The following is a 23,033-nucleotide window of genomic DNA, read 5'->3' on the forward strand; positions in this document are numbered from 1 at the left end:
TACCACAACATTTTTGCTTTTCGTCTTTTTTGATACCACACAGCAATCGTCTAAAAAGCCTATAAAACCTTAAGTTTTTTAATAATTTGATAAATAATTTAACTTTTTTTTGAAGTGTATACTTTTTGTAGAGGGTAAAAATGAGAATTTATCAATCATTACTTATAATTTTATAAGACTAACTCAAAACTAATTAAACTATGAGACAATCATTAGTTAAAATACTGATGTTATTTATTGTTGGGTACGCAAGTGCCCAAAATATTGACGTCAGTGGAACCGTACTGGATAATACGGGATTTCCCGTTCCAGGTGTTAACGTGATCGTCAAAAACACAACCAAAGGAACGGTTACTGATTTTGATGGAAATTTTGCGCTCAGCGATGTAGAAAAAGGCGCTGTACTTACTTTTAGTTACGTAGGATACTTGACTAAGGAAGTAATAGTATCAGATGGAAAGAAACTTACCATTGAACTAGAAGAGGATGTAGCTAAACTTGACGAAGTTGTCGTTGTTGGTTACGGAACACAACGGAAAAAGGAAGTTACAGGAGCAGTTTCAGTTGTAGATGCTGAAGCTATTGAAAAACTTAATCCACAAAGAGTGGAGCAAGCACTGCAAGGACAAATAGCAGGTGTAAATGTAACATCCACATCAGGGTCTCCTGGTGCTGGTGCTAATATCAGGATTCGTGGTATTACTACAAATGGCGATAACAGACCATTAATATTAGTAGATGGTAACGTTATAGAAGACCTTTCCGTAATAAACCCTAACGATATTAAAAGTGTAAATGTTCTTAAAGATGCTACAGCAGGTATTTATGGTGTGCGTGGAGCAAATGGTGTTATCTTAATTACTACCAAAACAGGAAGAAAGAATTCAGAATTAAAATTTCAAGTAGATGCCTATACAGGTTTTCAAACATCTAGTAGTAAGGTTGATCTTTTAGACCCGCTTAATTTTGCAATTTATGTAAATGATGCTGCAGATGAAACGCGTTATTTTGTGTATCCTCAAGAAGGTACAGATTGGCAAGACGAAGTATTTAAAACAGCAGCAATTTCAAACATTAATTTTAGTGGTAGTGGTGGTACAGAGAAATCAGCATATACCTTTGGAGCTTCTTATTTAAATCAAGATGGTATTGTAGGAGCTGGTAAAAACAACTTTGAAAGGTTTACAGCAAGACTAGGATACCAATACGACATCTTAGACAATTTAAAGTTATCTACAACAGCATTATATACAAATTCTACCAAAAATAATTTACCAGAAGGAAGTATTGGTTCTGTTTTATACAGTGCGGTAAATATTAACCCTGATTTACCTTTAAGAGATGAAAATGGCGATTTTTCACTTGCGAATGATATTTCACAAATTGAAATAATTAATCCTTTAGCTCAAATAGCAAACACACACAATATTACAAGGGTGGATAAATATAGTGGTACTATTGGATTAGACTACACTTTTTTAGAACATTTTACTGTAAGCTCTAAATTTCAGATAAATTATTCAAATGTTTTAGATGATGTATTTTTTCCTATAGTAGATTATGGTAATGGTAAATCTTCTAACAGAGAAACTAATGAAGTACAAGATTTTAGTGATTTATACACAGATTATACTTGGGATAACTACATAAACTATACAAATACATTTGCTGAAGATCACAATGTAACGGTGCTATTAGGTATGTCAACGTTTAGAACCAGAGGTCATTTTTATGGACATAGTGGGCTTCAACTAAGAAACGCTAGTAATTCAGTAAGAGATGCTTTTGTGGATGGATGGATTGGCGATAGAGTTGAAGGTGTTATTTCAGATAGAATTAACGATGCCTCTAAAGCTTTGGGAGGAGATCAGTTCGACTCTCGATTATCATCAACATTTGCAAGAGTGCAATACAGCTACAAAGGGAAATATTTGTTATCTGGTGTGATTCGTAGAGATGTGTCTTCAAGGTTTTCTACAGAGAATAACAATAACGTAGGCTATTTCCCGTCCGGTTCGATAGGATGGAATGTCTCAGATGAAGATTTTTTTAATACAGATGGGTGGATTAATTCTTTAAAGTTAAGGGCAAGTTACGGTATTATAGGTAATGACAGAATTGATGATTTTGCTTTCTTAACAAGATTAGACGGAGAAGCAACCATAGATTCTGGAGACCCAAATGTTATTGATGAGAATGATTTGCTTAACGGTGTTGGTGCAGGAACAATAGGTAATCCTAACTTAAAATGGGAAGAGCAAGAAACAGCAAACGTGGGTTTGGATGCCAGATTATTTAATAATGCAATTAGCATTACAGTAGATGTATTTAGAAAACAAACCAAAAACTTATTGATACAACCCCAAGCGCCAGGTATAATTGGTGTGGGAGCACCAGGTGCTGCATCGCCATTTATCAATGCAGGAACAGTGCAAAACCAAGGTGTGGAGTTTATGATTGGATACAATAAAAACTTCTCAGATGATTTCTCATTCAATACAAGTTTTAATATGACTTATTTAGAAAATGAGGTAACGTCATTAAACGGAAGAGATGTGCCTCCTGGCGGAGAGTTTGGTGTAGGTATTAGCCAGAACGATATCTCTCGTATGGTAGTGGGAGAGCCTCTAGGGTATTTTCATGGATATCAAACTGATGGTATATACCAAACACAGCAAGAAATAGATATTTTAAATGCAGGATCGCCAACAGGTACATTTAGTACTGTTGGAGATATAGCTCCAGGAGATTTAAGATTTGTAGATACAAATGGTGATGGACAAATTACAGATGATGATAGAACCAATATTGGTGATGCGATACCAGATTTTACATTTGGATTCAACATTGGATTTTCTTACAAGAATCTTGATTTTAGTGCAAATGCTTTTGCTTCGGTAGGAAATGATATGATAAGAGATTATGAGCGTAAAGACTTATTTGCTAACAGAGGCACTTATGTATTAGAGCGTTGGCAAGGGTCTGGAACAAGCAATTTTGTTCCAAGAGCCGTTGCAGGAGCAAACATTAATACCGATTTGTTTTCAGATTTTGTAGTTGAAGACGCATCCTTCTTGCGCTTGCAAAATATTCAAATAGGATATACTATAAACAATGATGGTTTCAAAGAAACCGGAATTGATAAAATTAGAATCTATATATCTGGAAACAATGTATTTACATTGACAGATTACAAAGGTTATGATCCTTCTGCAACTTCAGATACTGGAATAGATGGAAACGGACCAATTGGAGCAGGAATAGATAAAGGATTCTATCCCGTAGCAGCCACTTATTTATTAGGAGTTAATTTAAATTTTTAAGCAATGAAAAAGATAAAAAAATTAAAGTACATATTTTTCACAGTGCTACTTACTTTGGCAGCATGTGATGAATTTACAGAAGTTGACCCTATAGGCCCAAATGCGGATAACTTTTTCAATACTGAAGAAGAGTATGAAGACGCATTAATTGGTGCTTATGATTTATTACAAGGAACGTTTTGGGGTAATTTATTGGCTGTATCTGCCTCTGATGATTATGGCTCTGGAGGTGATGCATTTAACTACGACCAGCCTGTTATTCAAAACATAAATTATATGATTCAAACTCCTGCAGACCAAGAGCAATTGAGAAGTGTTTGGCAGTTGATGTATGCAGGAATGAATCGGGCTAACTACTTATTAGAAAATAAAGATAAACTTGATTTTTCAGGTAAAGATGAAATTTTAGCACAAGGTTATTTTTTAAGAGCTTATTATGCATTTCAACTGGTTAAATTTTTTGGGAATATACCCTTAAAAGTTGAGGAAAGAAATGGTGTAAATAGAATTGCTGAGGCTCAAGTTTTAGCAGGAGATGAACTATCTATGGAAAGAGTAGCCAGTAAATCAGTCGCATTTGCATTAATTCAAGAAGATTTAAAAGAAGCCATCCCTAATTTACCGCCTGGGCAAGACCAACCCTATAAAGTTACAAAAGGTGCTGCCCAGGCACTTTTAGGCAAGGTATACTTGTTTGATGGCAAATATGCAGATGCAGCAACGGTGCTAAATCAAGTAATTTCAAGTAATCAATACACGCTTACAACAGGAGACGATTATGTAAATATGTTTACTACTGGTGGCGAAAATGGGCCAGAATCTGTTTTTGAAATTCAATACACTAACGTTGAAGGAGCTGATTGGGATTGTATACATTGTAGTGAAGGGTCTTACTTTGTTCAATTTAATGGTCCAAGATCCCCGTTTGACGATTCTGTTTATGCATCAGGTTGGGGCTTTTTATTACCATCACAAATGTTATATGACTTGTATGATGAGAATGATGCAAGAAGAAACGTAACAATTTTTGATTTAAGAGAGTTAAGAGATTCAGGAGGAAATTATTCAGCTCCTAGAGAAGATACAGGATTTTACAATCATAAATATATGCCTAGAAAAGCTGATAAATCAGGAAATGCCAATACTGCTGAATTAGTGCATAAAAACAATTATAGGGCAATTAGGTACGCAGATGTATTATTAATGGCAGCAGAAGCAGAAGCTCAAAGTGGAGGCTCAAATGCTGAAACATATTTGAATTTGGTAAGAGCTAGAGCTTATGGTAATAATAATATGGATTATAATTCAAGTGAAGGAGCACTATTAGACGCTATTTACCTAGAACGTAGAAAAGAATTAGCAGGAGAAGGTCATAGATTTTTTGATTTAGTAAGAACAGGTACAGCAAAAACTGCATTTGATGATTACAATGCTAATAAACCAGAGGATTTTGATGTAATCAACTTCACAGTAAATAAAAATGAAGTATTTCCTATTCCTTTGATTGAGTTAAAATTGGCTCTAGCCGAAGAAACATGGGGACAAAACCCAGGATATACAAACAACTAAACTAAACATTAAGATAAAAAATTAAAAAGATGGATTTATTAAAAAAAGGAATTTATGCTCTATCAATTTTATTGGTAGGTTTTATTACATCTTGTGAGCAAGAAGAAGATTTAAACATAATAGCAGGCTTAGATTTTGTAGTGGCCACGCTAAATGTAGAAGGTACTGAAACAGGAGTTTTACCGTCAACTGTTCCACCAGATGGAAGAATTGTATATACTGTAGATTTTGGAGATCCAAATTCTGGAGATGATGTGTTTATGACTAGTGGACCTATGGTAACCTACACCTATCCTGAAGAGTCGGCGACATATACAATAACAGTAACAGCTTCTTTATCAGGAAGAGAAGATGTAACAATAACAAAAGAACACACAGTAGTGTTTACGGTTGAGGTAGACCCTGAAGATGCGCCTCCTATTGTTGGAAGATGGAAGTTAGCTCCAGAGGCAGCAGCGTTGGGTGTTGGTCCAGCTTTAAATGATATTTCATGGTGGTCTAATTCTACAGAAGATGTAACCACAAGAGCCTGTTTATTTGATGATGAATATGTATTTAACCAAGATGGCACATTTCAAAATATTATGGGAGATCAAACATGGGTAGAGCCATGGCAAGGAGCAGCTGCAGAAGAATGTGGTGTACCTGTATTTCCTCATGATGGTTCTGCTTCAGCTACATATACTTTTGCAAGTGGTATGATTACCATAAACGGTAGAGGTGCTTTCTTAGGTTTGTCAAAAGTCGTTAATGGTGCAGAGTTGGCATCTCCTGGAGATGCTCCAGATTCGGTTACCTATATGGCTACACTTATAGATGATAATACATTAGAGTTAGATATTGAAGTAGCTGGTGGAGGACATTGGTCTTTCAAAATGATTAAGCAAGCGCCTCCTACAGAATCCCCAGTAGTAGGAACATGGAAATTAGCACCAGAAGCAGCAGCATTAGGGGTTGGTCCGGGGTTGAATGATATTTCTTGGTGGTCTAATTCCTCTGAAGATGTAACCACAAGAGCCTGTTTATTTGATGATGAGTATGTATTTAATGCTGACGGAACGTTCCAAAATGTTATGGGAGATCAAACATGGATAGAACCTTGGCAAGGTGCATCCGCTGAGGAGTGTGGAGCTCCTGTATTTCCACATGACGGTACAGCTTCAGCTACATATACCTATGATGAAAGTGCAGGTACATTAACCATTAATGGTAGAGGCGCATTTATGGGCTTAGCGAAAGTTGTAAACGGTGCTGAATTAGGAAGTCCTGCTGATGCTCCAGACTCTGTGACTTACATAGCAAGCATTGATGGAAATACAATGGAATTAGATATTGAAGTAGCTGGCGGAGGACATTGGTCTTTTAAACTAACAAAAGAAGCCCCTCCAGCAAATCCACTAGTAGGTACATGGAAAATAGCACCAGAAGCAGCAGCATTAGGAGTTGGTCCGGGATTGAATGATATTTCATGGTGGTCTAATTCTTCAGAGGATGTAACTACAAGATCGTGTTTATTTGATGACGAATACGTTTTTAATAGCGATGGTTCGTTCCAAAATGTGCTTGGAGATCAAACATGGTTAGAAGGTTGGCAAGGCAATAGTGGAGAAAGTTGTGGAAGCCCGGTATTTCCTCATGATGGTTCAGCATCAGCTACATACACTTATGATGAAGGGGCTGGAACTATAACAATAGACGGCAGAGGTGCATTTTTAGGTTTGGCAAAAGTAGTAAATGGCGCTGAATTAGGAAGTCCTGCTGATGCTCCAGACTCGGTTACTTACATCGCAAATTTAGATGGCGACACTTTGGAAATAGACATTGAAGTAGCAGGAGGAGGACATTGGTCTTTCAAATTGATACGACAATAGAAGATTACTGATAAAACAAATAAGATACAAAGTGGTATCTGGTATTGATACCACTTCTTGAATCTTAGAATATAATAATCAACCGATATCAACATAACTAGATAAAATATGAAGAACAATTTATTAAAATTAATGTTTCTCTTATTTACTTCAGCAATTTTTGCTCAAGCAAACAAAGTTGAGATAGTAAAGAATGATCAAGGAACCAAATTAGTCGTAGATGGTAAAGATTTTATGATTAATGGTATGAATTGGGATTATGTTCCAATAGGTACAGACGTAACAAATGCAAATTTTTATAAGCAATCAGACGATGTTATTAAAGCAGGTCTTGATACAGAAATGGGGCTTCTAAAAAACATGAATGTTAATGTTATTAGACAGTATACAGGTGTGCCCAAAAAATGGGTAACCTATATCTATGAAAAATATGGTGTATATACCCTGTTAAATCACACATTTGGACGCTACGGATTAACAATAAATGGTGTTTGGACACCGGTCACTATTTATTCAGACGAAAAAACACAAGCGCTATTGGTTTCTGAAATGATGCAATTGGTAGAAGATTATAAAGACGTTCCTGGGATTTTAATGTATATGATGGGAAATGAAAACAACTATGGGTTGTTTTGGCAAGGCGCAGAAACTGAAGATTTTCCCGAAGGAGAAGAACAAAAACGAGCTGTAGGAGAGAAAAGAGGAAGACCTATGTATCGCTTGATGAATGAGGTTTCCAAAAAAATGAAAGAAATGGATCCTAATCACCCTGTAGCAATTTGTAATGGGGATGTGTTATTCATAGATATCATAGCAGAGGAATGTAAAGATGTTGACGTGTATGGAACCAATACATACAGAGGAGAGTCTTTTGGAGATTTTTTCCAAGTAGTAAAAGACAAACTGGATAAACCTGTAATGTTTACTGAATTTGGAGCAGATGCATACAACGCATTAGCTCAAAAAGAAGATCAATATTGGCAAGCACATTTTAATTTATCAAACTGGAAGGAAATTTATGAAAATGCAGCAGGATTAGGAAAAGTAGGAAACTCAATAGGGGGTTTTACATTTCAGTTTAGTGATGGATGGTGGAAATTAGGATTTGATGACAGAAAAGATGCTGATACACACCAAACTGGTGCTTCATGGAGTAACGGAGGGTATTATCATGACACAAAAGATGGTTCCAATAACATGAATGAAGAATGGTTTGGTATTTGTGCCAAAGGACCAACAGATTCTCGAGGATTATACGATTTATACCCTAGAGCATCGTATTACACCTTAAAAGATGCACACGCATTAAACCCTTATGGAGAAGGTGTAGACTTAGAATTTATTGATAATTATTTTGATAATATCAATATCATGGATGCTGTCTTAAGAGCGCGTGGCGATAAAGCAGCACTATCAGGAGGCGATTCAGATAAACTAAGCATAAGCAGATTATCGGCACAGTTTACAACCTTTAATACAGGAGGAAGTTTAATCACAACCCCTGAAACAGCAGATCCCGACGATGCACAAACCTTCCCGAATCAATTAGGATTCGATCACATGCAATCTTATTTTGTTGGTATCCAAGGAAAACCATCGTCAAATATGACTGCTAATGTGGATTTCAATATTTTAGGTAATGTTGCAGCAAATCCTATAAATGAAATATTTTATGAGAATGTAGGTCGCCCAGTTAATATTATCAATGCAGAAGGAGATCCGGTAACCATTACAGATAATAACCGTGTGCGTGTGTACCAAGCAGAATTTGAATGGAAAGCAAAAGATTTTGATTTAAAAGGGTTTTACAGAACAGGGCATTACCATTGGGCTTATGAAGGTGATTTCTTTAACCTCTATCCAGAGGCCAATTACGGACCTAATTTAGATATCTATAACGGAGAAATTTTAGGAGTTGAAGTTGATGGTAAAGGAGACTTAAAAGGACTTAAAGCCGCATTTGGACCTCAATTATGGTGGGGAGCAAATCCAGGTTTTTTAATTAAATATGGCACTCAATTTAAGCATTGGGATATTACAGGTATTTACCATAGAGATTTAAATACTTCACTACGTTTTGATGAGAATGGACGCCGTGTCTTGGATTCCAATCAGATAACCAGTGGTATAATTGCGCCATGGCCAACCGAGAGAGCAACACTTGCTTTGGAGAGAGAGTTTGGACATTTTGGTGTAACATTAGGTGGAATTTGGGGAGGAAATCCATTAAACGGAAGTTCTTTTCAGATATACTCGCCAAATAATGATGCCGTAGTTATTGATAAAATACAAAGCAGTGACAACTGGGGAGCTAAAGCAAAACTTACGTATCAGAAAGGTAGTTTTAATTGGTATGCGCAAGGTTCTTACATGGGCTTGGTAGCTAATGGAGGTGTAGATCAAACAAGAACATTTACTGGTTGGAGACTTAAAGATTCCGGAAGTGGGAATATGACGAATTTCCTAACAGGTTTTGCGCTTTCAGCAGGTAATTTTCAAATCGCACCTAATTTTATGTACCAACAACCATTGGTAGATCCTATCCCAAATGGAGTGACTGGTCCAGGGAGATTAAGAAATGTTATTGATGATCCATTTGCTGTAAGAAATGGAAACAGAGAGACTACCGCGGGAGAATTATTACTAACCTTCGATCCTACTCCTGGAACATGGATGTATGAGTGGGATAATGATAGATCTGAGGATGCAAAGTTTGCTATGAATTTAGGGTTTACCTACCGCCATTTACCTACGCAAATGGATGGTCACATAGGGTTCTTAGCAGATCGTACATTCTTCGCTTTTGGAGAATCTGCACCAGCTGAAGATTTATGGGAACTGCATTCGCGTATGGTATCAAAAGTTAATTCAGATTTTGGTATTATTGGTAACTTCTACTATGGAAATGGTCAAGCCAATGGTGATTCGCAAAGAACAATTACACGTTTTGGTGGAGATGTAAGGATGATGTATAAAAACATGAAGTTAATGTCTCATGTTAAAATAAATGATTGGGGACCTTTTGACTACCATCGTGATTTCAACTTAACATACCCATTACAGTTAATGCTAGATGTATCTACAACTTTAGGTAAACCAGATTGGTTTATACTACCAAGTACACAAATTGGAATTAGAGGGATGTGGCGTTCTATGGACCAAAACTCCCCACGCTTCTTACCAAATCAAACAGCAGAGTTTCAAACGGAACCAACTGTAAGTCCTGTAGGTTTCCCTAATGGAACAGAATGGGAAATAAGAACGTATATACATATCAACATTGGTAAATAATACAGATTATATTATGAATAAAATAAAATTTAAATATTACACCACTCTCGCTTTGATGTGTGCTGTGATAATAAGTTGTGATAGAGAAATATCAGAAGATTTTGAACTAGCTACATTTCCTTCAAATGCAGATATATACACTGATGCTCCAGTAGGGCTTACAGATGAGTTTTTTGAGTCTTTTGATCCAGCTACAGGAGCCAATACTGAAGGTTTTGGTACCGACCAAAATGAAGCTTATGAAGGAAACTCTTCTATAAGAATAGATGTGCCAAGTCCAACAGATCCTAATGGAGGCTACATAGGAGGTATTTTTAGAGATAGAGGAGAAGGGAGAAATCTAACAGACTTTGATGCTCTAACATTTTGGGCAAAAGGGTCTACTACTACTACAATTGATAATGTAGGCTTTGGTACCGACTTTGGCTTAAATAGGTATGCAGTGAATTTGAAAGACATAGAGCTTTCTACCAAATGGAAAAAGTATATTATTCCAATACCAGACCCTTCAAAATTAGTTCAGGAACGTGGTATGTTTATATTCTCTGCAGGTACACAAAACACTAATGGAATTGGTTACACCTTTTGGATTGATGAACTACGTTTTGAAAAACTTGGGACTGTTGCACAACCTAGACCTTCAATTCTTGGAGGTCAAGACCAAACAGCACAAGGAAACGTTGGGATCTCTCTTCCGGTAACTGGTTTGACTCAAACTATGAATCTACCTGATGGACGAGATGTTACTGTAGAGGCAGCACCAGCATATTTTGATTTTGAAACGTCTAATCCTTTTGTTGCTTCTGTTAGTGAAGAAGGTCTTGTTTCTATTGATGGATTAGGTGAAGTTGATCCACAAACAGGTTTGGTAGATAATAAGGCTACAATTACTGCAAGTATTGCTGGAGTTGAAGCAGCAGGTTCTATGACTATTGAGGCAGTTAATATTGAAGTGATCTCTATTTTCAGTGATTTATATGCTAACATAGCTGTGGATAACTACAATGGTTTTTATGAACCATTTCAAACAACCCTTGGAGGGTTTGTAGAAGAAGATGGAAATAATATTATAGACTATACAATGCTAAATTTTGTAGCTATAGAGTTTTATGGTAGAGATGGTAGCGGAGTACCGCCTGTTGATGCAACAGACATGACACATTTACATATAGATATAAGAGTAAATGAAGCTGTAGAAGCAACAGATTATATCAATATTTCCTTGCATAATGATTTTACACAAGCCACAGAGGTTTCAGGAACATTCGCTATATCTGGTTCAGATTTAATTGCAAATGAATGGGTACAATTTGATATTCCTTTATCTAGTTTTAGTGGACTTACAGAAAGAGATGCAGTTGGTATGATGCTTTTTGTCTCTGATGCTACAATTGCTAATGCTTCTTTAGACAACATATTTTTCTATGCTGAACAATAATAAAAATTTGCTTAAAAATGATAAATAAAATTTTAAATAATAGGATGACTACCAGCCTAATAGGCGGTATGTTAAGTGTAGCTTTGGTTTTTTTAATTGCAAGTTGCGATCCAGATGAAACACAAACAGTAACTAATTTCAATACTATCGTGTTAGAAGAAGAGTTTGATGTAGATGGCGAACCAAACAGTGCTGTTTGGACTTATGATATTGGAACTGGCGATAACGGGTGGGGAAATAATGAGTTACAATATTATACAGATAGGCCTGAAAACGTAGTTGTAGAAGATGGAATGCTTAAAATTACTGCTATTAAAGAGAATTTTGAAGGCGCTAGTTTTACTTCAGCTAGGCTTTTAACAAAAGGGCTTTTTGAACAACAGTACGGTAGATTTGAGGCTCGAATGAAATTACCATTTGGTAAAGGGATGTGGCCTGCATTTTGGATGCTGGGGTCTAATATTGATGAAATAGGTTGGCCTTTTTGTGGTGAGATTGATATTATGGAAAATGCAGGATCTAAACCTACAATTGTTAGTGGAGCTGTACATGGTCCTGGCTATTCAGGAGGAAACCCAATACTAAAAAAATATGAGTTTGAAAGCACTCGTGTTGACACAGAGTTCCATGTCTATGGAATAGAATGGGGCCCACGATATATTAATTATTATGTTGATGACGTGTTATATTTTCAAATTACTCCAGAGAGTTTAAAGGATGAAGACGTTCCAGAATTCAATTGGGTTTTTGATAATGGTCCGTTTTATATGCTTATCAACTTAGCTGTAGGTGGAAATTTTGATGGAAACCCTACTGAAGATACTGTATTTCCTCAAACTATGTACATAGACTACGTAAGAGTGTATGCAGCAGAATAAATAGCTTTTATAATATAAGGGCTAGCACTAAAAGACTATAGTTAGCCCTTTAAAGTTTATACAGATTATTTTACAAACTATGATTGTTACAGAACCAAACAAAGTTTCAGACGAAACAAGGGATATAAAAGGAGAATTAATCACTTTTAATAATGAAACCTATTATAAGATTTCTAATAGTGATGAGATGCGTCCGTTTTTTATGAGTATTGTAAGTGATTCCAACCACTGGATGTTTATATCAAGCAATGGCGGTTTAACTGCTGGACGTAAAAATGCAGAATATTCATTATTTCCTTATTACACAGATGACAAGATTACCGAAATGGCTGAAACTACAGGTAGTAAAGCTATTTTCCAAATAACTAAAAACGGAAATAGACATCTATGGGAGCCTTTTTCTATTCGTCAAACAGGTATTTATAAAACACAAACAAATCTTTATAAAAACAGGTTTGGTAATAAAATAGTTTTTGAGGAAAACAACCTTGATTTAGGATTAACTTTTAGATATGAATGGAATTCTAGTAACAAATTTGGTTTTGTAAAAAAATCTACTTTAATCAATAATTCAGATGTAAACATTCAAGTAGCACTGCTAGATGGGTTACAAAATATATTACCAGCAAGTGTTACCGCTGATTTACAAAACAGTAGAAGTAACCTTGTTGATGCATATAAGAAAAGTGAGCTTCAAGAAGCAGTTGGTTTAGGAGTTTACGCATTAAGTTCTGTTATCGTTGATAAGGCAGAACCAAGTGAAGCCTTAAAATCAAATATTGTTTGGTCTACAGGTTTAGAGAATCCAACATATTTACTATCATCATTACAATTAGATAATTTTAGAAAAGGAAAAACACTTTCCCAAGAGATGGATGTGAAGGCTGAAAAAGGAGCCTATTTTGCATGTACAGAAATTGAATTATTAGCAGGACAATCCAAAAACTGGATGTTTATAGCTAATGTAAACCAATCTATTTCTGATGTGATTAAAATCTCTGAAATCATTAAAAATGAATCAGATTTAAAAGAGTTAGTTCAAAAAAATATTGATTTAGGAACAAAGAACTTAATTGGTTTAACAGCTAGTTCTGATGGGTTGCAGCAAACTGATGACCCATTGATAAGTATGAGGCATTTCTCAAATACCCTGTTCAACATTATGCGTGGTGGTATTTTTGACGATGGATATACTATTGAAAAATCAGATTTTTCAAAATATATAGCTAATGCCAACAAGGACGTTTTCAAAGAAAAAGAATCACTATTAACTAGCTTAAGCGATATATTTTCTTTAGATGAAATTCTAAATATTGCAGAGCATGATAGCAATAAAGATTTTCAACGTTTATGTTTTGAATACTTACCCTTAAAGTTTAGTAGAAGACATGGTGATCCGAGTAGACCTTGGAACAAATTTTCCATAAATACAAGAAATGAAATAGATGGTTCCAAAGTTTTAGATTATGAAGGAAACTGGCGAGATATTTTCCAAAATTGGGAAGCATTAGCACATTCATACCCCAATTACATAGAAGGTATGATTCATAAGTTTTTAAATGCAACAACTTTTGAAGGGTATAATCCTTACCGTGTAACGAAAGGAGGTTTTGATTGGGAGGTAATCGAAGAGCACGACCCTTGGTCATACATAGGTTATTGGGGAGATCATCAAATTATATATTTATTAAAATTCTTAGAGTTTATTGAGGATTATTTTCCAGGACGATTAGAGAAGCGTTTTAACCAAGATGTATTTGTATATGCTAACGTACCTTACATTATAAAAAGCTATCAAGACACTTTAAAAAACTCAAAAGACACAATTGATTTCGATCATAAATTAGACCAAACCATTCACAAGCGAAGAGATGTTTTGGGAGCTGATGGTGCTCTATTATTAGATAAAGATTCAAATATTTATAGAGTTAACTTTATAGAGAAAATACTAGCAACAGTACTTTCCAAAATTTCAAATTTTATTCCAGAAGGCGGTATTTGGTTAAATACACAACGTCCTGAATGGAATGATGCTAATAACGCATTAGTAGGTAATGGCGTGTCAATGGTAACGTTGTATTACATCTACAGATTCTTAAATTTCTTTGAAGGTATTGTTTTAAAGGCAGAAACTAAGTCTGTAAAAGTTTCCGAAGAATTAATTCTTTTCTTTAATAAAGTAACCGAAACACTTCAAAATAATGCAAATATTTTATCAGGAACTATTTCAGACAGAGATCGTAAAACAGTACTTGATGGACTAGGCAAAGCAGGAAGTAATTATAGAGCAACAATTTATAAAAATGGATTTACCAGTGCTAAAACAGAATTAAGCTTTGCAGAAATATCCAGTTTTATTGAAGTTACAAAATCTTATTTAGAACATAGTATTGATGCCAATAAGCGTGAAGATAACATGTACCATGCTTATAATTTGATGACAGTTGAGAATAACGAAGGCGTATCTATTTCTTATCTATCTGAAATGCTTGAAGGACAAGTAGCAGCTTTAAGTTCTGGTTACCTCTCCCCTATCCAAGCACTTAATTTATTAGACGGATTAAAGGCTAGTGCATTGTTTAGAGAAGATCAATATAGCTATATTTTGTATCCAGATAAAACATTGCCAAGATTTGATAAAAAAAACAATATACCTGCACATAAAGTTGCGCAATCTACACTATTAAAACAGTTGGTAGCCGATGGTAACAAACAAGTTATTGAGCAAGATGCTCGTGGAGACTACCATTTTAATGGTAATTTTAATAATGCCAATAGCCTAGTATCTGCTTTAAAGAGTCTAGATGAAAAATATCAACCGTTGGTTGAAAACGATAAAGAAGCACTACTACAAATCTTCGAAGATATTTTTGATCACAAATCATTTACAGGCCGTTCCGGCACATTTTTCGGTTATGAAGGTTTAGGTTCTATTTATTGGCATATGGTTTCTAAGTTATTACTAGCAGTTCAAGAAAACTGTTGGATGGCGATTAATAATGGAGAAGATCAAAAAATAATAGGACGATTATTAGATCATTATTATGAAATAAATGCAGGAATAGGTGTTCACAAATCACCAGAATTATATGGTGCATTTCCAACAGACCCGTATTCTCATACGCCAGCAACAAAAGGAGCACAACAACCAGGAATGACAGGTCAGGTTAAAGAAGACATATTAAGTCGATTTGGTGAACTTGGTGTTTTTGTAGAGGATGGAAAAATTACGTTTAAACCCCACTTATTGCAAGTCAAAGAATTTTTAAAATTACCATCAGTATTCAGTTTTTCAAATACTAAAAGTAAGCAGCAAGATATAGAAATGAAAGAAGATACGCTTGGTTTTACGTATTGCCAAGTACCAGTTATTTACAAATTGTCTAGTAAAGAGCAAATACAGATACAGTTTAATAATAGTAGAGTTGTTGTTTTTGATAAACTACAACTAGACTGGGAAACCTCTAAATCTATTTTCGAGCGAAAAGGAGAGGTAAATCAAATAATTGTTTCAATAAAAAAATAGAGTAACGTATTGAAAGTTAATAAGAACATAACAGCAGCAGATATTCTAGGAAACCCTAAGTATTTAGCCATATCCTATGGAGGCTATCGTCATAAAACTAGGGATATTCAACCCACCCTTGAAGAGCTTAAGGACGATATGAAACTATTGTTTGCTATGGGTATAAGAGTTTTAAGGACATACAATGTGCAGTTGCAGCAGGTACCAAACTTGTTACGGGCCATAACCGAATTGAAAAAGGAGAATAGCACTTTTGAGATGTATGTCATGTTAGGTGCTTGGATAGATTGTGCCAATGCTTGGACAGATAAAATACCCAATCATGAGGTAGAGAGTCAACAAAATGCAGGAGAAATTAAACGAGCTGTGGCTTTGGCGCAACAATATCCAGATATAGTAAAAATTATCGCAGTAGGAAATGAAGCCATGGTACATTGGGCAACAAGTTATTTTGTTCGTCCTAACGTAATTTTAAAATGGGTAAACCATTTACAGGAACTAAAGTTAAAAGGCGAATTACCTAATGATTTATGGGTTACAAGTTCTGATGATTTTTCGTCCTGGGGCGGTGGAGATCCGGTGTATCATACAGAAGATTTAAACAATCTAATCAGAGCTGTAGATTATGTTTCTATGCACACCTACCCTATGCATAACTCTCATTATAATCCTGCCTTCTGGTTAGTGCCAGAAGAAGAAGTACAGTTATCTGATAAGGAAAAAATAGAATCAGCAATGCAACGTGCTTTATCATTTTCTCAAAAGCAATACGATGCAGTAGTTAACTATATGCGAAGTTTAGGTATTAATAAGCCAGTACACATAGGCGAAACAGGTTGGGCAACCTTATCTAACGATTACTATGGGAAAAATGGCTCTAGGGCTACAGATGAATATAAATCAGGGAGATACTATGATTTAATGCGAAAATGGACCAATAAAGAAGAAATATCCTGTTTTTACTTTGAGGCTTTTGATGAGCCTTGGAAAGACGTAACTAATGAGCAAGGTTCTGAAAATTATTTTGGACTATTTACAGTAGGCGGAAAAGCAAAATATGCTATATGGCATTTAGTGGATAAGGGTGTTTTTGACGGATTAACCAGAGATGGAAATCCAATTACTAAGACGTATAACGGTAAAAAAGAAGCATTACTTAATGACGTTCTTGTGCCACCTCGTAGAGAGGAACTCACTTTAAATTATTGATTATGAAAAACTATGTGTTAATACTTTTAGCTTGTTTTATCTGGTCTTGTGGTAATGATAAAAAGAAAGACATAACTCCAATAATAGAAAATAACCAATTGACAGCTAAAGATATTTTAGGAAATAAAGAATATTTGGCCATGTCTTATGGCGGTTACAGATATGCCGATCATAACATTGAGCCAACACTAAAAGAGCTTAAAGAGGATATGTATCTCTTGCATGCCTTGGGTATTAGAATGGTTAGAACTTATAAAGTACACAAGCCTCAAGCAGAAAATCTTTTAAAAGCAATTACCGAGATAAAACAAGAAAACTCAAGTTTTGAAATGTATGTCATGCTGGGAGCTTGGATTGATTGTAAAAATGCTTGGACGGATAAAGCCCCAATACATAATGAAGAAAGTGAAGACAATAAACCACAAATGGAAAAGGCAGTAGCATTGGCAAACCAATATCCAGATATTGTAAAAGTGATTGCTGTAGGAAATGAGGCAATGGTAAAATGGGCTGCATCCTATTATGTAGAACCTTGGGTAATTTTAAAATGGGTTAATTACCTCCAAGATTTAAAGAAAAATGGAACCTTATCTAAAGACCTATGGGTAACAAGTTCAGACAATTTTGCCTCTTGGGGTGGCGGTGGTAATGAGTACCATGTAGAAGATTTAAATCAATTAATAAAAGCTGTAGACTTTCTTTCTGTACACACCTACCCTATGCATGACACACACTATCAACCAGAGTTTTGGTTAAATCAAGAAGGTTTGGAAGACAAAACGGATATAGAAAAAATAGAAATCTCTATGCTAAGAGCCAAATCCTATGCTATAATGCAAACTGATAATGTAAAGAAGTATATGGAAAGCATTGGCGTAAATAAGCCTATTCATATTGGCGAAACAGGTTGGGCTAGTTTTTCTTCAGGGCATTATGGTACCACGGGCTCAAAAGCTTGTGACGAATATAAAGAAGCCTTGTACTATAAGCATATGAGAGATTGGACTAATGAAGCAGGAATGTCTTGTTTTTATTTTGAAGGCTTTGATGAGCCTTGGAAAGGAGGCAACAATCCCGGAAACTCAGAAAAACATTTTGGGTTATTCACTGTTGATGGAAAAGCGAAACACGTGCTTTGGGATGCCGTAGACAAAGGTATATTTAAAGGACTTACAAGAAACGGTAACCCTATTACTAAAACATACAATGGGGATAATGAGGCATTAATGCAGGATGTAGAAGTGCCACCCACTGCAGAAGAATGGCATGCTAGCCAAAACAAACACTAGACCTAATAAATTAAAATGACAGGATTTAAAAACATAATACTTTTAATCTTAAGTGTAATTATCATGGGATGTAGTAATCAAGGTAAAACCCTTGCTGTGGAGGTTTTTGAAACTTCTGCTGCTGGTAATAAACTAACAAAAATTACAGCATTTAAAAATCCAAAGGATAAAGTATCTATTACTTTAAATCCAGATCAAACCCTACAAACTATAACAGGTTTTGGAGGTGCGTTTACAGAGTCATCTGCATACCTCTTAAATCAATTAAGCAAACAAAACCGAAAGAAAATTATAGATGGGTATTTCAGCAAAGAAGGGGCACACTATTCTTTAACGAGAACTCATATGAATTCCTGTGATTTTTCTTTAGGACAATACTCTTATACACCAGTAGAAGGCGATAAAACCCTTAAGTATTTTACTATTGAAGAAGATAAAGATGATTTAATCCCATTTATAAAAGATGCTATGGCAGCATCAACAGATGGATTTAAAATTTTTGGTTCTCCTTGGACTGCAGCACCTTGGATGAAAGACAACAACAAATGGGTAGGAGGAAAATTACTCCCAGAATATTATGATACCTGGGCATTATTTTTTTCAAAATATGTAGATGCCTATAAAGCTGAAGGTATAGATATTTGGGGTTTTACAGTTGAAAACGAACCATTAGGAAATGGTAATAACTGGGAAAGTATGCACTATACGCCCGATGAGATGACCAATTTTGTTCAGAACTATTTAGGGCCAAAATTGGAAGCAGATGGTAAAGGTCATTTAAAAATATTAGGATATGACCAAAACAGAGAGCATTTAAAAGAATGGATAGATTCTCAATTTAAAAATAGCGACACTTCTAAGTATTTTGATGGAACTGCCATTCATTGGTACGCTAGTACTTTTGAGGTTTTTCCAGAAGAACTACAATACGCTCACGATAAGGCACCAGAAAAACTCTTAATTCAATCTGAAGCATGTATTGATGCAGAAGTTCCTGTATGGAAAGACGATGCATGGTATTGGAAAAAAGAAGCCACCGATTGGGGTTGGGATTGGGCTCCAGAAAAAGATAAACACTTACACCCTAAATATGCGCCAGTTACTCGTTATGCCAGAGATATTATTGGTTGTTTAAATAATTGGGTTGATGGATGGGTAGATTGGAATATGGTACTTGATACTAAAGGTGGCCCAAATTGGTTTAAAAATTGGTGCATTGCCCCTGTAATTGTTAATCCTGAAACCGATGAAGTGTACTTCACTCCTATTTACCATACCATGGCACATTTCAGTAAATATATAAGACCAGAAGCTAAAGTTATTGGCTTAGAAAACCCAGATAGTAAATTAATGGCAACTGCAGCGATAAACCCAGATGAATCTATTGTAGTCGTTCTTTTCAATGAATTTAAAACCCCAAAAACTATAAACCTATCCTTAAATAAAAAACATGTAGAATTTTCAATAGATGCGCAAGCAATTCAAACTATTGTAATCCCAAAAATATAATTGCAACCTACCAACTAACTAAAAAATAACATTATGCCGAATGTAAAAACAATTTCAACAAACAAAGTGCCAATTGGACAAAAAGTAGCTTTTGGAGCAGGTCATTTGGTTTTAAACCTACTCCCAGGAGCTTTAGGTGTATTTATGTTTTTTCTGCTTACAGTCTTTGGAATGGATCCTTTACAGGCTGGAATTTTGGGAGGATTACCTCGAATTTTTGATGCTATTACCGATCCTATAATGGGCTTTATATCTGATAATACAAGTTCCAAATATGGACGTAGAAGACCTTATATTTTCGTTGGAGCTATTTTAAGCGCTATATTTTTCGTTTTGCTTTGGCAAATGGATGAGAATAACTCTGCAACGTTCAATTTTTGGTACTTTTTAATAATGTCTTTAGTTTTTTTAATAGGCAATACCATGTTTGCAACACCATTAGTAGGGCTTGGTTTTGAAATGACTACTGATTATAACGAAAGAACACGTTTAATGGCGTTCTCTCAAACGGTTGGTTTAATTGCTTGGGTTATTGTGCCATGGTTTTGGCCAATGATACCGAATGAAAACCTCTTCGAAAGCCAAGCAATTGGTATTAGAACATTAGCATTATATGTAGGTTTAGGCTGTTTGCTTTTAGGAATATTACCTGCCATATTTTGTCGAGGTATTGACGCTGCAAATATGGGTGATAGAAAGAAACTTACACTTAAGACCATATTTAGTAATTTAAAAGACCTAGTGTCAAGTATAGGCGAGGCCGTAAAAAACAAACCTTTTATGAAATTGTGTGGCGCAACATTTTTGGTATTTAATGGATTTCAAATTGTAGCCTCATTTAGTTTTTTCATTATTGTATTTTACTTGTTTAATGGCGACTACGGTGCAACAGGAACTTGGCCAGCATGGTTTAGTTCAATAAGTGCTTTAGTATCTGCTTTATTTGTTATTCCAATTGTATCACTAATGGCTAATAAATGGGGTAAGAAAAACGCCTTTATTATTTCAACAGCAATTTCAATTGTTGGTTATATCCTTAAATGGTGGACGTTTACACCAGATAATCCTTGGTTAATGTTTATTCCTATACCATTGATGTCATTTGGACTTGGAAGCTTATTTACACTCATGATGAGTATGACTGCTGATGTTTGTGATTTGGATGAATTAGTAAATGGTATGCCTCGTAAAGAAGGAACTTTTGGCGCATTGTATTGGTGGGTTGTAAAATTAGGACAAGGGTTAGCCCTAGTTTTTGGAGGTCTAGTGTTACAGCTTATTGGATTTGATGGCGGATTAGCTACACAATCAGAAGAAACCCTAGTAAACCTTAGAATTGCTGATATTGTTTTTCCTGTTGTCACAGCAGGTTTAGCAATTTGGGCAATGTGGAAATATAGCCTTTCTGAAGATAGAGCAAAAGAAATTAAGGAGCAATTAGAAGAAAGAAGAGGTGTGCTATAACAATGTTACATTGTTAGTTTAGATGTATATAACTAAAAAAATAATAGAATGTCAACCAAATTAATAATACTAATAATAGGGGTTTTGTTTATCATTATTGCCCTTCTCACTGTTAAAAAATCTAGTTCAAGTAAACTAGGAATACCTTTAGGAATCCTAGGTGTGTTAATGATGATATATGGCAGCTACTCGTCAGATTTTGTTAATTATAACACTCAAGTTGAACAGATTTCAACTGGAAACAAATTAAAAATTAGTGGACCAGTCAATGCTGTTAAAGTTGTTTCTCCGGTGGATAAAGATTCTGTTGATTGTAGAATTTTAACAATGGGAATATATCCAGAGTCTAACAAAAATGATATATGGGTTTTAATTCGTCCAACAGACGATCGTTATTATCCACAATCAGATCATACCAATACCTCATACAAAAGAGATGGAGAGTGGCAAGTTGTTACACGTTTTGGTGGAGATTTGGGAGAAGCTTATGATCTTATAATATATGAAGCGGACTCCACAGCAACATCATTCTTTAGTGAAACTATAGTAAAATGGAAAGAGGCAGATGATTATCCAGGGTTAAAACTTGAAGAATTGCCATCAGGCGCTAAAGAAGTAGACAGAATTAAAATATATACAAAGAAAAACTGTAGAGGGGTGTTTTAGATACAAACTAACACATCTAAAAAATATTAAATAGGTAAAACAGAATTAAAAAAATTAAAATACTAAAATGTCTTACAGAGAAGAATCATATTATACATCTAATTATAGTCAAATAGCAACTCAAGGAATCAATCTTTTAGATTATTCACTAGAGGATTTAAAAGTATTGTGGCATAAAACTATACAAGAAGGCTTTCATGGAATATGTTTTAGTATGTATAAAGATGGACAATCTCCTGGAGATGACATTAGCATAGAACAAGTAGAACAGCGTGTAAATATATTAAAACCTTATGTTAATGCTATTCGTTCGTTTTCCTGTATTGAAGGTAATGAATATGTACCTATGGTAGCAAAAAAGCATGGTCTTAAAACTTTAGTTGGAGCTTGGCTTAGTGATGATAAAGAAGATAACGAAAAAGAAATAGAAGGCTTAATAGCATTAGCTAAAGCAGGTAATGTAGATGTTGCCGCTGTGGGTAACGAGGTTTTGTACCGTAATGATTTGACTTTAAAAGAACTAGTAGGATACATTAATCGTGTTAAAGAAGCCTTAGTTGGATTAGATATTCCAGTGGGTTATGTTGATGCATACTATGAATTCTCTAGGCACCCCATTTTGGTTGAAAGCACAGATGTTATTCTAGCTAATCTATATCCATATTGGGAAGGTTGCCCAATAGAATATGCTTTGGGGCACATGCAGGCAATGTATGGATCTGTATTAGATGCAGCTCAAGGTAAACCAATTATTGTAACAGAAACAGGGTGGCCAAGTCAAGGTGGTGGTTTAGATAGTGCAGTTGCTACTTCAGATGCTGCTATGAAGTATTTCATAGATACGATTGAATGGACAAAAGCTAACAATATTCCAATATTCTATTTTTCATCTTTTGATGAATCCTGGAAAACAGGTGATGAGGGAGATGTAGGTGCTTATTGGGGTCTTTGGGATAAACATGAAAATTTAAAATTCTAAAAGAATGAAATGAATTTTGGA

Annotated in this window: 13 protein-coding genes; all 13 read left to right on the top strand. The window is 35.2% G+C overall.

Annotation, left to right across the window (positions count from 1 at the left end):
• Positions 1–200 precede the first annotated feature (200 nt).
• The 13 genes from EYD46_RS08570 to EYD46_RS08630 all read left to right on the top strand — a co-directional run bounded on the left by EYD46_RS08570 (position 201) and on the right by EYD46_RS08630 (position 23,012).
• On the top strand, positions 201–3,323 hold the full coding sequence (locus tag EYD46_RS08570; RefSeq protein WP_130936659.1) for a SusC/RagA family TonB-linked outer membrane protein: 3,123 nt from the start codon (positions 201–203) through the stop codon (positions 3,321–3,323).
• Between the two features lie 3 nt (positions 3,324–3,326).
• Complete coding sequence (locus tag EYD46_RS08575; RefSeq protein WP_165454363.1) at positions 3,327–4,892, top strand: RagB/SusD family nutrient uptake outer membrane protein; 1,566 nt, start codon at positions 3,327–3,329, stop codon at positions 4,890–4,892.
• A 29-nt stretch (positions 4,893–4,921) separates the two neighbouring features.
• Positions 4,922–6,763 (top strand): PKD domain-containing protein, encoded by a 1,842-nt coding sequence (locus EYD46_RS08580; protein ID WP_130936660.1) that lies wholly within the window; start codon positions 4,922–4,924, stop codon positions 6,761–6,763.
• Between the two features lie 108 nt (positions 6,764–6,871).
• Entirely contained in the window at positions 6,872–10,054 is a 3,183-nt protein-coding gene (locus tag EYD46_RS08585; RefSeq protein ID WP_130936661.1) for a glycoside hydrolase family 2 TIM barrel-domain containing protein, read from the top strand.
• Positions 10,055–10,067: 13 nt separating this feature from the next.
• Positions 10,068–11,492 carry a carbohydrate-binding protein gene (locus EYD46_RS08590; RefSeq protein WP_130936662.1) on the top strand — a complete coding sequence of 475 codons (1,425 nt, stop codon included), beginning with the start codon at positions 10,068–10,070 and terminating at the stop codon, positions 11,490–11,492.
• A gap of 17 nt (positions 11,493–11,509) precedes the next feature.
• Positions 11,510–12,370 carry a glycoside hydrolase family 16 protein gene (locus EYD46_RS08595; protein ID WP_229731314.1) on the top strand — a complete coding sequence of 287 codons (861 nt, stop codon included), beginning with the start codon at positions 11,510–11,512 and terminating at the stop codon, positions 12,368–12,370.
• 79 nt (positions 12,371–12,449) lie between these two features.
• Complete coding sequence (locus EYD46_RS08600; protein WP_130936663.1) at positions 12,450–15,896, top strand: hypothetical protein; 3,447 nt, start codon at positions 12,450–12,452, stop codon at positions 15,894–15,896.
• A 9-nt stretch (positions 15,897–15,905) separates the two neighbouring features.
• Positions 15,906–17,105, top strand: a complete 1,200-nt coding sequence (locus tag EYD46_RS08605) for a glycoside hydrolase family 17 protein (RefSeq protein ID WP_130936664.1) — start codon at positions 15,906–15,908, stop codon at positions 17,103–17,105.
• Between the two features lie 2 nt (positions 17,106–17,107).
• Positions 17,108–18,394, top strand: coding sequence for a glycosyl hydrolase family 17 protein (locus EYD46_RS08610; protein ID WP_130936665.1), 1,287 nt, complete (start codon positions 17,108–17,110; stop codon positions 18,392–18,394).
• Between the two features lie 15 nt (positions 18,395–18,409).
• Positions 18,410–19,903 (top strand): glycoside hydrolase family 30 protein, encoded by a 1,494-nt coding sequence (locus tag EYD46_RS08615; protein ID WP_130936666.1) that lies wholly within the window; start codon positions 18,410–18,412, stop codon positions 19,901–19,903.
• Between the two features lie 33 nt (positions 19,904–19,936).
• Positions 19,937–21,367, top strand: a complete 1,431-nt coding sequence (locus EYD46_RS08620; RefSeq protein WP_130936667.1) for an MFS transporter — start codon at positions 19,937–19,939, stop codon at positions 21,365–21,367.
• A gap of 48 nt (positions 21,368–21,415) precedes the next feature.
• The gene (locus EYD46_RS08625; RefSeq protein WP_130936668.1) at positions 21,416–22,033 is read left to right on the top strand and encodes a hypothetical protein; all 618 of its coding nucleotides are present in this window, start codon (positions 21,416–21,418) and stop codon (positions 22,031–22,033) included.
• 67 nt (positions 22,034–22,100) lie between these two features.
• On the top strand, positions 22,101–23,012 hold the full coding sequence (locus EYD46_RS08630) for a glycoside hydrolase family 17 protein (protein ID WP_130936669.1): 912 nt from the start codon (positions 22,101–22,103) through the stop codon (positions 23,010–23,012).
• Positions 23,013–23,033: the final 21 nt, after the last annotated feature.

The organism is Hyunsoonleella pacifica (assembly GCF_004310335.1).
GTDB lineage: Bacteria > Bacteroidota > Bacteroidia > Flavobacteriales > Flavobacteriaceae > Jejuia > Jejuia pacifica.

What these genes read in the sequence shown, in the direction of transcription:
- EYD46_RS08570 (WP_130936659.1), top strand. Translation starts at nt 201, where the DNA reads ATGAGACAATCATTAGTTAAAATACTGATGTTATTTATTGTTGGGTAC.
- EYD46_RS08575 (WP_165454363.1), top strand. Translation starts at nt 3,327, where the DNA reads ATGAAAAAGATAAAAAAATTAAAGTACATATTTTTCACAGTGCTACTT.
- EYD46_RS08580 (WP_130936660.1), top strand. Translation starts at nt 4,922, where the DNA reads ATGGATTTATTAAAAAAAGGAATTTATGCTCTATCAATTTTATTGGTA.
- EYD46_RS08585 (WP_130936661.1), top strand. Translation starts at nt 6,872, where the DNA reads ATGAAGAACAATTTATTAAAATTAATGTTTCTCTTATTTACTTCAGCA.
- EYD46_RS08590 (WP_130936662.1), top strand. Translation starts at nt 10,068, where the DNA reads ATGAATAAAATAAAATTTAAATATTACACCACTCTCGCTTTGATGTGT.
- EYD46_RS08595 (WP_229731314.1), top strand. Translation starts at nt 11,510, where the DNA reads ATGATAAATAAAATTTTAAATAATAGGATGACTACCAGCCTAATAGGC.
- EYD46_RS08600 (WP_130936663.1), top strand. Translation starts at nt 12,450, where the DNA reads ATGATTGTTACAGAACCAAACAAAGTTTCAGACGAAACAAGGGATATA.
- EYD46_RS08610 (WP_130936665.1), top strand. Translation starts at nt 17,108, where the DNA reads ATGAAAAACTATGTGTTAATACTTTTAGCTTGTTTTATCTGGTCTTGT.
- EYD46_RS08615 (WP_130936666.1), top strand. Translation starts at nt 18,410, where the DNA reads ATGACAGGATTTAAAAACATAATACTTTTAATCTTAAGTGTAATTATC.
- EYD46_RS08620 (WP_130936667.1), top strand. Translation starts at nt 19,937, where the DNA reads ATGCCGAATGTAAAAACAATTTCAACAAACAAAGTGCCAATTGGACAA.
- EYD46_RS08625 (WP_130936668.1), top strand. Translation starts at nt 21,416, where the DNA reads ATGTCAACCAAATTAATAATACTAATAATAGGGGTTTTGTTTATCATT.
- EYD46_RS08630 (WP_130936669.1), top strand. Translation starts at nt 22,101, where the DNA reads ATGTCTTACAGAGAAGAATCATATTATACATCTAATTATAGTCAAATA.